This is a genomic window from Microvirga sp. 3-52 (assembly GCF_018383585.1).
GTDB lineage: Bacteria > Pseudomonadota > Alphaproteobacteria > Rhizobiales > Beijerinckiaceae > Microvirga.
Window position 1 is genome coordinate 22,703 of the sequence record NZ_JAHAMK010000038.1, and the last position, 13,242, is coordinate 35,944.

A 13,242-nucleotide genomic window follows, 5' to 3' on the forward strand; every position below is an offset into this window, starting at 1 on the left:
TTACTGGGCCCTTCCGAAGAAACCGCGCGGGAACACGCACACGATGGCGATCACGGCGGCATAGAAGAAGAAATTGCCAAACTCGGGCATGAGGTAGCGCCCGGTCGTGTCCACGGCGCCGAGCAGAAGACAGGCAACGACCGCACCGGGAATCGAGCCTGCGCCACCGACGGACACGACGACCAGGAAGGTCACCATGTAGCGCAGGGCATAATAGGGCTCGATGGGCAGGAACTCGGCCCCGACCACGCCGCCGAGCGCCGCCAGCCCGATGGCGATGGCGAAGCTGATGGCATAGACCACCTGCGTGCGCACGCCGAGCGCATCGGCCATGGCGGCATTGTCGACGGTCGCCCTGAGCTTGATGCCGAAATCCGTTCTCTCGATCAGGAACCAGAGCCCTCCGGCGACGACGCCGCCGCAGGCCATCACGAAGAGCCTGTGCGCGGCAATCGTCTTGAACCCGATATCCACGGGCTGGCTCAGGCTGCCCGGCAGCGGAATGGTCTTCAGGGTCGGACCGAAGAAGTAGTTGGTGATGCCGATCACGCAGAAGGTGATGCCGATGGTCATCAGCACCTGGATGAGCTCGGGCTTTCCGTAGATCCGGCGGTAGAGCAGGCGCTCGATCGGGATGGAGATGATGACGGTGCCGATGATCGCCAGGAAGATGGCGACCGCGTAGCCCAGCCCGAGATCGCGTGCCGCGTAAGAGGCGATGTATCCGGCAATCATGGCGAAGGCGCCGTGCGCCAGGTTCACCACCCTCATCAATCCCATCGTGAGCGACAAGCCGATGCAGATGATGAAGAGAGCCATGCCGTAAGCAAAGGCGTCGATCGCGATGCTGAGGATGGTCTGCATGGAGGATCCCGGACGCGTGGCTGATCGGTTGACGGGAAGACGCAGCTGGAGGAGCCGCGTCTTCTGGACGGTTGGTCTGTCTCGCCTACTGCGTGGCGAGGCCCGGATCCTTCTGGTTCGGGAAGGTCTGGATTTCCTTGTTGAAGGTCTTGCCGTCCGGGCCCTTGACCACTTCACGCAGATAGATGTTCTCCGTGATGTGGCGGGTCTCGGCGTCGATGCTCACCGGGCCGCGCGGGCTCGTCCAGGACAGGCCCTTCACGGCATCGACGGCCTTCTGGGCATCCTGCTTGCCGTCCGTCGCCTCGATCATCTTGTAGATCACGTGCATGCCGTCATAGGCGCCGACCGACGGGAAGGAGAGCTGCTCGGCTCCACCGACAGCCTTGGTCGCGGCCTCGACGAACTTCTTGTTCTCGGGGCTGTCGTGCGAGACCGCATAATGGAACGTGGTGAGCAGGCCCACGGCTCCATCGCCCAGTGCCGGCAGGTCCGATTCCTGCGTGAGATCGCCTGGGGCGAAGAACTTGATGCCGGCCTGCTTCAGGCCCGTTTCGTTGTAGGCCTTGACGAAGCCGAGGGTTGTCGGGCCCGAGGGAAGGAACGCGAAGACCGCTTCGGCGCCGGAATCGCGCACGCGCTGCATGATCGGGCTGAAATCGTTGGTGTTCAGCGGCATGCGGATGGCTTCGACCACCTGGCCGCCGGCGGCTTCGAACGCCTTCTTGAAAGCCGCCTCCGCATCGACGCCCGGCCCGTAATCGCTGACGGCCGAGATCACCTTCTTCACGCCGCGCTCGGTCGCTATCTTGCCCAGCGGCGAAGTCGTCTGCGCCGTGGTGAAGGAGGTCCGCACCACCAGGGGCGACTGGGTCATGATGGCGGAGGTCGCGGCGTTGAAGATCACCAGGGGCGTGTTCGCCTGCTTGAGCAGCGGCGTGATCGCCATGGCGTCCGGCGTGAAGTAGACGCCGCCGAGGTACTGCACCTTCTCCTTCACCACCAGTTCCTGCGCCAGCGCGCGCGACTGCGCGGGATTGGCGGCCGGAAGGTCGCGATAGATCACTTCGATGTCATGGCCTTTCACGGACTTGCCGTTGAGCGCCATGTAGGCTTCGACACCGGCCTGGAAGTTCTTGCCCTGGAGCGCGAAGGGCCCAGAGAACGGGCCGATGATCCCGACCTTGATCGTGTCGGCGTAAGCGGAGACCGAGCCCAGCAGCAGAGCCCCGATGGCCGCGCCGAGAATTCCCTTGGAAGCTTTCATTCCGTTCCTCCCTCTGAGCTGCCCCGATCTCACTGTTCGGATCGCGGTTTTCTCATCCTATCGTCTAGCTGCATGTGCGCATTGCGAACATTGAAATCTATAGCGCACATGTAGTACGGTTCGCGAAGGTAGTGTCAAGGCTACCAAAGTTCAGCATACCCTTTCGGAGACCAGGATGCAGGGTACGGAAATCGAGGATCAGGGCGGCGACCGGGACTTCGTGGCGAGTCTCGAGAAGGGCCTCCTCGTCATCGAGGCTTTCGATGCCAGCCGCCCCCGCCTGACCCTGTCCGATGTGGCCAAGCTGACCGGCATCACCCGCGCCGCTGCCCGCCGCTACCTGCTGACGCTCACCCGGCTGAACTATGCGGATTTCGACGGGCGCTACTTCACCTTGAGCCCCCGCATTCTGCGGCTCGGCTATGCCTATCTCTCGTCGGCCTCGCTCTCGGCGCGGGTGCAGCCCTTTCTCGAGCAGGTTTCGGAAGCGACAGGCGAATCGAGCTCGGCCGCGATTCTCGACGGCGACGACATCGTCTACATCGCCCGCTCGGCCACACGCCGGATCATGTCCATCGGCCTGGGCGTCGGAAGCCGCCTCCCCGCCTATTGCACCTCCCTGGGGCGTGCGATCCTGGCATACCAGCCCGAGGACGTGATCGCGGCCTATCTCCGGCGCGTCCGCCTGGAGGCAAGGACGCCTAAGACCGTCACGGACAAGACCGAATTTCGCGCCGTCCTCGAAGCCACGCGTGCCCAGGGCTATGCTCTCGTCAACGAGGAGCTCGAATTCGGCCTGCGTTCCATTGCCGTGCCGGTGATCCAGAAGAGCGGACAGGTGACGATCGCGCTCAACCTCAGTGCCCAGGCCGGGCGCGTCTCGGCGGACGAGATGCGGGAGCGCTTCCTGCCGTCGCTGAGCGCGGCCAGCGAGTCGCTGCACTATCTGCTCTGAGGTGCAGCGACAGGACTGCAGCCCAGCAGAGCCCGCGCCTCCTCCGTCGTGGCGATCCGGTGCCCATGACGCTCGATGGCGAGCACCGCATGCTCGACCAGCTCCGCGTTGCTGGAGGCGAGCCGGTCCCTGGTGATGCGGATGTTGTCCTCGAGCCCGGTCCGGACCGCGTCTGCCCCACGGACAAGCGCCCAGTCCATGACCTTCGCCTGATGCCGGCCGATTCCGGCGGCCGTCCAGGTGCAGTTCGGAAACAGGTGCTTGGCCTCCTTGAGAAGAATGTCGAGCAGCCGCTCCTCCGCCGGCAGCGCATTCTGGATCCCCATGACGAACTGGATATGCGGCTGATCGTCGAGCAGCCCCTTGTCGGCCAGGCGCCTGGCGCCGTGAAGATGGGACAGATCGAAGATCTCGATCTCCGGCCGTATGCCGAACGCCTTCATCTTGCCGGCCATCTCCTCGACCAGAACCGTATGGTTCTCGTAGACGATGGTGGGGAAGTTCACGGAACCCGTCGAGAGCGAGGCCATGTCGGGGCGCAAGCCGAGCGCCGAGCTGCGCTGGCTCGGATCACGCCCGCGCCCGCCCGTCGAGAACTGGATGATCATCCCCGGGCAATGCCTCGCCACGCCGGCCTGAACGGCTGCGAACCGTTCCGGATCGGACGAGGGCGTCTCGTCGTCGTTGCGCACGTGAATGTGCACGAGGGTGGCGCCAGCCTCATAGGCCTGCTGCGTCGACTCGATCTGCTCGGCCGGCGTGATCGGCACCGCCGGATTGTCCTTCTTGCGGGGGACCGATCCCGAGATCGCAACGGCGATGATGACAGGCTTCACGAACTCTCTCCCGACAGGCGTGCGACCGCAAAGGTTTCATCTGCACATAGGGCGTCGTCCTTGGCCAAGCGAGCCGAGCACATGAAAGTTCCGTGACGGGCGGCTGGGTCATCGCCGATGTCCGCCGCTCAGGGTGAGCGGCGGACAGAGCCCTTTCAGAGATCCGACCGATCAGATGGGAAAATGCTGCGGGCCCGTCTCGATGGTGATCCAGCGCAGCTCCGTGAATTCGTTGATCCCGGCTTTGCCGCCGAACCGGCCGTAACCGCTCGCCTTCACGCCGCCGAAAGGCATCTGGGCCTCGTCGTGCACCGTCGCCCCGTTGATATGGCAGATGCCGGAATCGATCCTGTGAGCCACATCGAGGGCGCGGGTGATGTCCCGGCCGAAGACGGCGGCCGACAGGCCATACTCCGTATCGTTGGCGATCCGCACAGCCTCCTCCACACCCGTTGCACGGATGACGCAGACGACCGGGCCAAAGGACTCCTCACCGTACAGGCGCATCGCCGGAGTGACATGGTCCAGCACCGTTGCGGACATGACGGTGCCGTCAACCCGCCCGCCCGCGAGGAGCTTGGCCCCCTTGGAAACCGCATCGTCGACCAGGCCGCCGATCCGCTCGGCGGCTTCCACGCCGACCAGCGAGCCGAGAGCGAAGTTGCCGTGGCGCGGGTTGCCCGCCTGGAGCGATTCCGCCTTTGCCGCGAGCTTGGCGACGAAATCGTCGGCCACCGCATTGTCGACGACGATGCGCTCCGTCGACATGCAGATCTGGCCCTGGTTCATGAAGGCGCCGAAGGCCGAGGCCGCGACGGCTGCGTCGAGATCGGCATCATCGAGAACGACCAGCGAGGCCTTGCCTCCCAGCTCCAGAAGCACCGGCTTCAGGAAGCGTGCCGCCGTTTCCGCGATGATGCGGCCGACCCGGGTCGAGCCGGTGAAGTTGATCCGGCGCACCGCCGGATGCTCGATCAGGGCTTCGATGATTTCCGGCGCATTTTCCGGCGCGTTGGTGATCACGTTGATCGCACCTGCCGGCAGCCCGGCTTCCCGAAGAACGGCACCGATCAGGTGATGGGTGCCAGGGCAGATCTCGGACGCCTTCAGCACGACGGTGTTGCCGCAGGCGAGCGGCGTCGCGATGGCGCGGACGCCCAGGATTACGGGCGCGTTCCACGGCGCGATGCCGAGAACGACGCCGGCCGGCTGGCGCACCGCCATGGAGACGCAGCCCGGCTTGTCGGACGGAATGATCTCGCCCGTGATCTGGGTGGTGAGCGATGCGGCCTCTCGCAGCATGCCGGCCGCGAGCTTCACGTTGAACTGGGCCCAGCCGGCGGTCGCGCCGATTTCGGTCGCCATGAGGTTCACGAACTCAGCCGCCCTGCCCTCGAGAAGATCGGCCGCCTTCAGGAGAACCGAGCGCCGGGCATTGGGTCCGAGCTTGGACCAGACCGGGAAAGCCGCCGCCGCCGCATCGGCCGCAGCCTGCGCATCGGCGACGCTCGCAGCCGCGGCGCGGCTTGCCACGTCGCCGGTGATCGGATCCCGCCGCTCGAAGGTGGCCCCGGTGGAGGCCGCCACGTCGCGATCGTCGATGAGAAGATTGATGTCCATCATGTCTGCTTCTCCGCGTTCAGTTCAATGGGAAGGTTGGAGGTGTGGCGGGGCTCTTACCGGCACCGCATGCTGGCCCCGCCCGTGTTCGGACCGGTCTTCGAGATCGCATAACCGAGTTTGACGGAGTTCTGGGCCTGGGCCGCCGCCCCGGCGAGGCGACAGCTCACGGCAGCAAGCACGTCGGCGGCAGGGCGCCGCGTCATATCTCCGGTCATGATTTCCTCCAAGTCGTTCTGATCGAGGGCTCTTGTTTGAACCAAGCCCTTGGTTCCCGAAGCTTACGCTTGGCGCAGTTTCTGGGAATTGGACAGATCTGGGGAAAGATTGTACCGAACCGACATGCCCGAACGCACAGGCCCTCGCGCTTCTTCCCCTGCAGTACCCTCCGGCCGCACCAGTGCATTGTGGCCTATACCGAGCTCTGTCCTGCATGCCGAGGTGATCGCTCCGTCCCTGTCCGAGCGGGAATGGGTCCTGGCGGGGAGCAAAGGGGAGCAGCGCGTGCATGCCTTCCTCCTCCTGTCACGAGGAGGCACACTCCTCGGCGAAGAGGTCGTCGATCTGCCTTCGCCGGCCCTGCTATGGCTTCCGAGTCACGCCGCGCGAACGGTCCGGGTGAATGCGGGAGCCCGGGGATACATGCTGGCGGCGGATGACGACTTCCTGACCCGAACGATCAGCAGCGCTCCCGAAGGATCCCTGCTCCGCCACACGATCGACGGGATCGTCCTTGTGCCGGCCCACCTCCTGCAGAACAGGGCCGAGGAAATCGGTCACTCCTTCCAGGCTCTCGCCCGGGAGGTGCGGGCTCCCGACCGGGGCTCCATGGCGGTCATCGGCGCCCATGTGACGCTCATCTGCCTGCATCTCTGGCGCCTTGCCGAGGCAGATGCGTCGTCCGAAGCGGGCCTTCGAGGCACGGGCCACCACGTGCTCCAGCAGTTCCGGCAACTGGTCGAGCTCCGGTATCGTGAACACTGGAGCATCAAGCGCTATGCCGGCGCCCTCGGCGTCACGGAGAACCGGCTTCATGCGGTCTGCATACGCAACGCCGGTCACCCTCCCCGGTCCCTCGTCTATGACCGGATGGTGCAGGATGCCTGCATGCGCCTTCAGCAGATGGACGTGCCGGTCGAGCAGATCGCCTTCAGCCTGGGGTTCAAGGATCCGGGCTATTTCAACCGCTTCTTCAAGAAGCATGTCGGAGTTCCTCCGGGCACATATCGGCGCCGCGCCAAACCCCAGCATGCCGGCAGCACGAACTCCTATGCCGCCTGGCCCTGAGTGATAGGCGGTGGATATGGCCTTCTGACATTTCGTCCCATGGACCTTCCAACCTTGATCTAGGTCAAGGCGGATCGCGGGACTTCCATGCAAGGTCCCGAGATGACGCCAGAACTCATCGCCCGCTACGACCAGCGTGTCCCACGCTATACGAGCTACCCCACCGCACCTCATTTCAAGCCGGACGTGACCGTCGAGACCTACGCGTCGCGGCTAACGGAACTGGCACCGGACAGCCCCCTGTCCCTGTACCTGCACGTACCGTTTTGCGCCGAACTCTGCCTCTACTGCGGATGCAATACCGCCGTGACCCGCAGCTACAAGGCAATCGCTTCCTATGTGGACTGCCTGGAACGGGAAATCGACTTCGTCACGCAGCCTTTGCCCGGTCTTATGGCCGTCTCCCATATCCACTGGGGCGGCGGCACGCCGACTATCCTGTCTCCGGCGGATCTCTCGTCACCTCGATTCGGTCTTCGAAATTCGGCCTGGGGCCGAGATCGCAGTCGAGATCGACCCGAGAACCATCACATTGGAGCATGTGGAGGCCCTCGCGGCATCCGGTCTCAACCGGGCGAGTCTCGGCGTCCAGGATTTCGACCCCAGGGTGCAGGAAACCATCAGGCGGGTGCAGTCATTCGAGCAGACGGCGCAGGTTGCCGTCTGGCTGCGCAACGCTGGCGTGAAGGGTCCCAACCTCGATCTGATGTATGGCCTGCCGCTCCAGACAGTCGAGAGCGTAAAGCGCTCCGTTGACCTCGCTCGGACGCTCGACCCGGACCGCATCGCGCTTTTCGGCTACGCCCATGTTCCGTGGATGAAGCGCCATCAGGCCCTCCTGCCTGAAGAGGCTCTTACCGATGCCGTGGCTCGTGTGGAGCAACGGGAGGCTGCGAATATCCTTCTCGTCGAGGCCGGCCATGTCCAGATCGGCATCGACCACTTCGCCAAGCCTGACGATCCCATGGCGCGGCAGCACAAGGATGGACGGCTCCACCGCAACTTCCAGGGCTACACCACCGACGAGGCTGCCGTCCTGATCGGCTTCGGCACCTCGGCTATCGGGTCCCTGCCGCAGGGCTACATCCAGAACGCCCCTAGCACGGTTGCGTATCGGGAGGCCGTTCGCAACGGCCGTATCCCCGTTGTTCGCGGTGTTGTCCTCTCCGAGGACGATCGTCTGCGCAGAACGATCATCGAGCGACTGATGTGCGACTTTTCGGTAGATCTCGACGAGGTTGCTTCGGAATTCAGCTGGAACCTCTCGGACTTCCAGCCCGAGATCGATGTCATCGACGAGCTGGCACGGGACGGGCTCGTCGTCCGCAACGGGCCGACCTTGACGATTCCTGACGAGGGCCGCGCCCTCGTCAGGAATGTCTGCGCCGTATTCGATCGCTATCTCGAAAACGGCACCCAGCGCCACTCCCGCGCTCTGTAACGCATCAAACAGGCGAGCCGCCGAGCCTTTTGATCTGCATCAATGCCCCTTTCCCTGCGGCTCCTTACACGATTCCGCTGACGGCGAAGCTCACGGCCTCGCTGATGTTCTCAAAAGTTTGAAGCCTATGGCTCAAGCGGTAGCACCCTCAAAAGGAATGACTTTCGGCGAAATGGGCTCGGCCCTTGCTTTCGCCGGACTGGCATTCCTCAGCATCATCATCGCGGCGAAGGCCTATACGCCCGAATACGCCTTCCATGCCTATCTCTTTGCAGCAGCCAGCGTGGCCGCCGTTTTCGTCATTGTTAACCGGTACTACGAGCGCCCTGCTCAACTCCCCCCGCTGACCATCGGTGTAAAGCCGAATTACAACATGGGTCCGGTGAAGTTCGCGACGATCGCCTCCGTCGTCTGGGGCATCGCCGGCTTTGCCATCGGGCTGCTGATCGCCCTTCAGCTTGCCTTCCCGGCGCTGAACTTCGACACCGCATGGTTGTCCTTCGGCCGGATGCGGCCGCTCCACACCTCGGCGGTGATCTTCGCCTTCGGCGGCAACTTCCTGATCGCAAGCTCCTTCTATGTGGTGCAGCGCACATGCCGCGCCCGGATGGTTGGCGATATCGCGCCTTGGTTCGTGGTGCTCCGCTACAACTTCTTCATCGTCATTGCCGGCACCGGCTACCTTCTCGGCATCACCCAGGGCAAGGAATACGCGGAGCCCGAGTGGTACGCAGACCTTTTCCTGACCATCGTATGGGTCACCTATTTCCTGGTCTTCCTCGGCACGGTGATGCGCCGCAAGGAACCCCATATCTATGTGGCGAACTGGTTCTAACTCGCCTTCATCCTGACCATCGCGGTCCTGCATCTCGGCAACAACGCGGCGATCCCCGTCTCGATCTTCTCGCCCAAGAGCTACATCGTGTGGTCGGGCGTGCAGGATGCACTGGTGCAGTGGTGGTACGGCCACAATGCGGTCGGCTTCTTCCTCACCGCCGGCTTCCTCGCCATCATGTACTATTTCATCCCGAAGCGGGCCGAGCGGCCGGTCTATTCCTACCGTCTCTCCATCGTTCACTTCTGGTCCCTGATCTTCATGTATATCTGGGCAGGTCCCCATCACCTGCACTACACCGCCCTGCCCGACTGGGCGCAGACCCTCGGCATGGTGTTCTCGGTGATGCTGTGGATGCCTTCCTGGGGTGGCATGATCAACGGCCTCATGACCCTCTCGGGCGCCTGGGACAAGCTCCGCACGGACCCTGTACTGCGTCTCATGGTGGTGTCGGTCGCCTTCTACGGAACTGCAACCTTCGAAGGCCCGCTCATGTCCGTGAAGGCCTTCAACTCCCTGTCGCACTACACCGACTGGACCATCGGCCACGTTCATGCGGGCGCTCTCGGCTGGGTCGCCTACATCTCCTTCGGCGCTGTCTACTGCCTCGTGCCGTGGCTGTGGAACAAGAAGGAGCTCTATTCCATGAAAGCCGTGTCCTGGCACTTCTGGATTTCCACCCTCGGCATCGTCCTTTACATCTCGTCGATGTGGGTCGCGGGTATCCTCCAAGGCCTCATGTGGCGCGCCTATACCGGCCTCGGCTTCCTCGAATACTCTTTCATCGAGACCGTGGAAGCGATGAATCCGTTCTATGTCATCCGTGCACTCGGCGGCGCCTTCTTCGTGGCAGGTTCCCTGATCATGGCCTGGAACGTCTGGAAGACGATCACGGCCGCAGAGGCGGTCGAGGAAGCTCCTCATGCCATGCAGCCAGTGCTCATCGCCGCGGAATAAAGGAAACGACCATGTCATTCTGGTCCCGTCACAAGATCTTCGAGACCAACTCGATCATCCTCATCATCGGCGTGCTGATCGTCATCTCGATCGGCGGCCTCGTGGAGATCGTGCCTCTTTTCTATCTGAAGAGCACCGTCGAGAAGGTGGAGGGCGTCAGGCCCTACACTCCGCTCGAAATGGCCGGCCGCAACATCTACGTGCGGGAGGGCTGCTACAACTGCCACAGCCAGATGGTGCGCCCCCTGCGCGACGAGGTCGAGCGCTACGGCCACTACTCCCTGGCGGCCGAGAGCATGTACGACCGGCCGTTCCAGTGGGGCTCCAAGCGCACCGGTCCGGATCTCGCCCGTCTCGGCAACAAATACTCCGACGACTGGCACAGGGATCATCTGAAAGATCCCCGCGCGGTAGTCCCCGGCTCGATCATGCCAGGCTATCCCTGGCTCGAGAAGACCGAACTGGATGCGTCAGCTATTGCGCAGGAGTTGAAAGTGCAGGCGACCCTCGGTGTGCCCTACGACGAAGACATGCTCAAACATGCCGAAAGCGACATTCGTATCCAGGCCAATGCCGATGATCCGAACGGAGTCGATCTCGCCAAGCGCTATCCGAAAGCCCAGTCGCGCACCTGTCCGGCCAGCATCACGGATTATGCACAAGGCCCGATGTTTCCCTATTCAGGAATGTTCCTTAAGGGGCTACTTCGGCTCGATCAGCAGGGCGAGGCGGACGAGTTCGGACAGGCTTTTGGCCTGCATCTTCGCCATGACGTTTGCGCGGTAGATTTCCACCGTACGCGGGCTGATACCAAGATCATAGGCGATCACCTTGTTAGCCTTGCCGGCGACGAGCCCCTCCAGAACCTGCCGCTCCCGCTCGGACAGAGCGTCGAAGCGGCCTTGGATCTCCGCGACCTGGGTTCCGTGATGGCTGTTCCTTTCCTGACGAGCCAGTGCAGAGCGGACCGCAGCCAGGAAGACCTCATCGCCAAACGGCTTTTCGAGGAACTCGACCGCACCTTCCTTCATGGCCTCGACGGCCATCGGTACATCCGCGTGACCGGTCATGACAATAACCGGAAGTGCGATGCCACGCTCCTTCAGACGTCGGATCAGCTCGATGCCGTCGATGCCCGGCATACGCACATCGGTGACGATGCAGCCGGCCTCTATGCCTGGAGCGTCACCGAGGAAGCCTGTGGCGGATTCGTGTAGGCGAACCGGGATTCCTTCCGAGGCGAGTAGGAACGCTAGCGATTTGCGGACAGCCACGTCATCATCAACCACATGCACGGCAACGTCACTCTGCATGCGCCATCTCCTCGCGTCCGACAGATCTCAACGTGAAACGGAATGTGGTTCCCACGCCCTGGTTCGAGTCGGCCCAGATCTTTCCGCCATGGGCCTCCACGATTGTACGGCAGATCGACAGACCGACGCCCATCCCATGCTTCTTGGTGGTTACGAAGGGCTGGAACAATTGCGCGGCCACCTCCGGAGCTAGACCAGGGCCCGTATCTGCCACGCTCAGCTCCACGTGACCCTCATCCACCGTGCGGGTGGCCACCTTGAGCTCTCGGTGCTCTGTCTCTTGCATGGCCTCGAGGGCATTTCGGATCAGGTTCAGCAGAACCTGCTGGATCTGAATTCGGTCAGCAAGCACGAAGGGTGTACGCGGGTCAAATTCGAACGTAACCCGGACACCCTGCTCCTTAGCCCCCACGAGAGAGAGTGCGCTCGCTTCCTCGATGAGCTTGGGCAGATTTTCGATATGACGCTCGCTCTCACCGCGGGCCACGAATTCGCGCAGGTGACGGATCACTTGTCCGGCCCTTAGTGCCTGCTCGCCCGCCTCATTGACTGCATCCCGGAGCATGGGGACCGTGTCTCCCTCCATTCGCTCCAGAATTCTCCGGCAGCCTTTGAGGTAATTAGTGATCGCGGTCAGCGGTTGATTGATCTCGTGAGCGAGCGTGGAAGCCATCTCGCCCAAAGCTGTGAAACGCGACATGTGAACAAGTTCGGATTGGAGCTCCTGCAGGCGCGTTTCCGTCCTCTGCCGCTCAGTCAGATCGCGGATGAAGCCCGTGAAATAGCGGAGACCTCCAGAATGCATCTCACCCACGGCCAGTTCCATTGGGAAGGTTGAGCCGCCCTTGCGCTGACCGACGACAACGCGACCGACACCGATGATCCGCCTCTCGCCGGTGTTGCGATAGCGCAGCATGTAACTGTCGTGCTGTTCGCGATACGGAGTGGGCATGAGAATTTTGACGTTCTCGCCGATCACCTCGTCTGGCTGGTAGCCGAACAGACGGACGGCTGTCGCACTGAAGGATTGAATGCGCGCCTGCTCGTCGATGACCACCATGGCATCCGGAACAGTCTCCAGGATGGATCGCAAATGGGCCTCGCGGGTTTTCAGGGCTTCCTCGGCCGTGACCCACTCGGTGATGTCCCGCGTGATCATCGCAAAGCCGCTTCCAACGCCCTCGGCAGCAATCGGGGCGAGCGTGATGCGTGCCGCGAATGCCGATCCGTCTTTGCGCATCCGGAAACCCTGTGCCGCATGGCGTCCGCTATCACGAGCCGATCGAAGGTCCTGACGAAGGGCATCGGAACCATCGTCCGGCATGTAGAGAATAGAGGCGGAACGTGCGAGCACCTCCTCGCTGCTCCACCCATGGATATGCTCGGCACCCGGACTCCAGCTCGCGATGTTCCCATCGGAATTGAGTACGATAAACGCGGTGTCCGTCACGGCGTTGATGAGAAGCTCGGCTGTCCTGTCGTGGGTGGATGGCTGATCGGCTTTGGAACCCGTCTCTGACACTAAGACCTCTTTTGTATAGGACACAGCTTAACAATTCTGAGCCATGATCCACCAGTGGCCGATCCCCAATACATCATGGCATAACGCGATCCATTTAAGCGTGCTACCCTTGCACCCACGTGAACGCTAACTATATTACTTTATGGAGAACTTGAGTTCGATCCTCCTAGGATCATGCCGAATTGCAACGAGCATAGATCAAGGCCCTCTTGCAATTTGGCTTGGAGGCTTTATATCGGCGCCTCCCTTGTGGTTCTGCGCGAGCGGGCTGCGGGGTTTTTTTCGGACAGGGTCGGACCATGGCGTCCTGCGGCAGCGATGCCCGGGCGTGTGGTTTGCGCCGGT

Annotated in this window: 10 protein-coding genes and 2 pseudogenes; 5 read left to right on the forward strand and 7 right to left on the reverse strand. The window is 62.6% G+C overall.

Going from position 1 to position 13,242, the window contains the following annotated elements:
• Together KHP60_RS21510 and KHP60_RS21515 are read right to left on the reverse strand one after the other, a co-directional pair.
• Entirely contained in the window at nucleotides 1-864 is an 864-nt protein-coding gene (locus KHP60_RS21510) for a branched-chain amino acid ABC transporter permease (RefSeq protein ID WP_213566346.1), read from the reverse strand.
• An 85-nt stretch (nucleotides 865-949) separates the two neighbouring features.
• Nucleotides 950-2,131 (reverse strand): ABC transporter substrate-binding protein, encoded by a 1,182-nt coding sequence (locus KHP60_RS21515; protein ID WP_213566347.1) that lies wholly within the window; start codon nucleotides 2,129-2,131, stop codon nucleotides 950-952.
• A 175-nt stretch (nucleotides 2,132-2,306) separates the two neighbouring features.
• On the opposite strand from KHP60_RS21515, the gene KHP60_RS21520 reads away from it, so the two are divergent.
• A complete protein-coding gene (locus tag KHP60_RS21520; protein ID WP_213566348.1) occupies nucleotides 2,307-3,086 on the forward strand; it encodes an IclR family transcriptional regulator C-terminal domain-containing protein in 780 nt (259 codons plus the stop codon).
• Here the strand turns inward: KHP60_RS21520 and KHP60_RS21525 are convergent.
• The 3 genes from KHP60_RS21525 to KHP60_RS21535 all read right to left on the reverse strand — a co-directional run bounded on the left by KHP60_RS21525 (nucleotide 3,074) and on the right by KHP60_RS21535 (nucleotide 5,760).
• Nucleotides 3,074-3,922 carry a 3-keto-5-aminohexanoate cleavage protein gene (locus KHP60_RS21525; protein ID WP_213566349.1) on the reverse strand — a complete coding sequence of 283 codons (849 nt, stop codon included), beginning with the start codon at nucleotides 3,920-3,922 and terminating at the stop codon, nucleotides 3,074-3,076. The genes KHP60_RS21520 and KHP60_RS21525 overlap by 13 nt on opposite strands.
• A 171-nt stretch (nucleotides 3,923-4,093) precedes the next feature.
• Nucleotides 4,094-5,542, reverse strand: coding sequence for an aldehyde dehydrogenase (locus KHP60_RS21530; RefSeq protein ID WP_213566353.1), 1,449 nt, complete (start codon nucleotides 5,540-5,542; stop codon nucleotides 4,094-4,096).
• Nucleotides 5,543-5,598: 56 nt separating this feature from the next.
• On the reverse strand, nucleotides 5,599-5,760 hold the full coding sequence (locus tag KHP60_RS21535; protein ID WP_213566350.1) for a hypothetical protein: 162 nt from the start codon (nucleotides 5,758-5,760) through the stop codon (nucleotides 5,599-5,601).
• Nucleotides 5,761-5,983: 223 nt separating this feature from the next.
• Between KHP60_RS21535 and KHP60_RS25745 the strand changes: the two genes are divergently transcribed.
• From KHP60_RS25745 to ccoO, 4 genes and pseudogenes are all read left to right on the forward strand, one after another.
• Nucleotides 5,984-6,829, forward strand: coding sequence for a helix-turn-helix domain-containing protein (locus tag KHP60_RS25745; RefSeq protein WP_213566351.1), 846 nt, complete (start codon nucleotides 5,984-5,986; stop codon nucleotides 6,827-6,829).
• A gap of 337 nt (nucleotides 6,830-7,166) precedes the next feature.
• Nucleotides 7,167-8,270 (forward strand): oxygen-independent coproporphyrinogen III oxidase, encoded by a 1,104-nt coding sequence (hemN, locus tag KHP60_RS21545; protein ID WP_249689002.1) that lies wholly within the window; start codon nucleotides 7,167-7,169, stop codon nucleotides 8,268-8,270.
• 157 nt (nucleotides 8,271-8,427) lie between these two features.
• Nucleotides 8,428-10,062 (forward strand): annotated as a pseudogene (ccoN, locus tag KHP60_RS21550) (cytochrome-c oxidase, cbb3-type subunit I).
• Nucleotides 10,063-10,073: 11 nt separating this feature from the next.
• Nucleotides 10,074-10,691, forward strand: a pseudogene (gene ccoO / locus KHP60_RS21555) (cytochrome-c oxidase, cbb3-type subunit II); the annotation flags it as partial.
• Between the two features lie 72 nt (nucleotides 10,692-10,763).
• Here the strand turns inward: ccoO and fixJ are convergent.
• Complete coding sequence (gene fixJ, locus KHP60_RS21560) at nucleotides 10,764-11,375, reverse strand: response regulator FixJ (RefSeq protein WP_213566354.1); 612 nt, start codon at nucleotides 11,373-11,375, stop codon at nucleotides 10,764-10,766.
• Nucleotides 11,365-12,897, reverse strand: a complete 1,533-nt coding sequence (locus tag KHP60_RS21565) for a PAS domain S-box protein (protein ID WP_213566352.1) — start codon at nucleotides 12,895-12,897, stop codon at nucleotides 11,365-11,367. The genes fixJ and KHP60_RS21565 overlap by 11 nt, the downstream gene beginning before the upstream one ends.
• Nucleotides 12,898-13,242: the final 345 nt, after the last annotated feature.

Coding starts and splice junctions, on each gene's coding strand:
- KHP60_RS21510 (WP_213566346.1), bottom strand. CDS start 864: ATGCAGACCATCCTCAGCATCGCGATCGACGCCTTTGCTTACGGCATG.
- KHP60_RS21515 (WP_213566347.1), bottom strand. CDS start 2,131: ATGAAAGCTTCCAAGGGAATTCTCGGCGCGGCCATCGGGGCTCTGCTG.
- KHP60_RS21520 (WP_213566348.1), top strand. CDS start 2,307: ATGCAGGGTACGGAAATCGAGGATCAGGGCGGCGACCGGGACTTCGTG.
- KHP60_RS21530 (WP_213566353.1), bottom strand. CDS start 5,542: ATGGACATCAATCTTCTCATCGACGATCGCGACGTGGCGGCCTCCACC.
- KHP60_RS21535 (WP_213566350.1), bottom strand. CDS start 5,760: ATGACCGGAGATATGACGCGGCGCCCTGCCGCCGACGTGCTTGCTGCC.
- hemN (WP_249689002.1), top strand. CDS start 7,167: ATGTGGACTGCCTGGAACGGGAAATCGACTTCGTCACGCAGCCTTTGC.
- fixJ (WP_213566354.1), bottom strand. CDS start 11,375: ATGCAGAGTGACGTTGCCGTGCATGTGGTTGATGATGACGTGGCTGTC.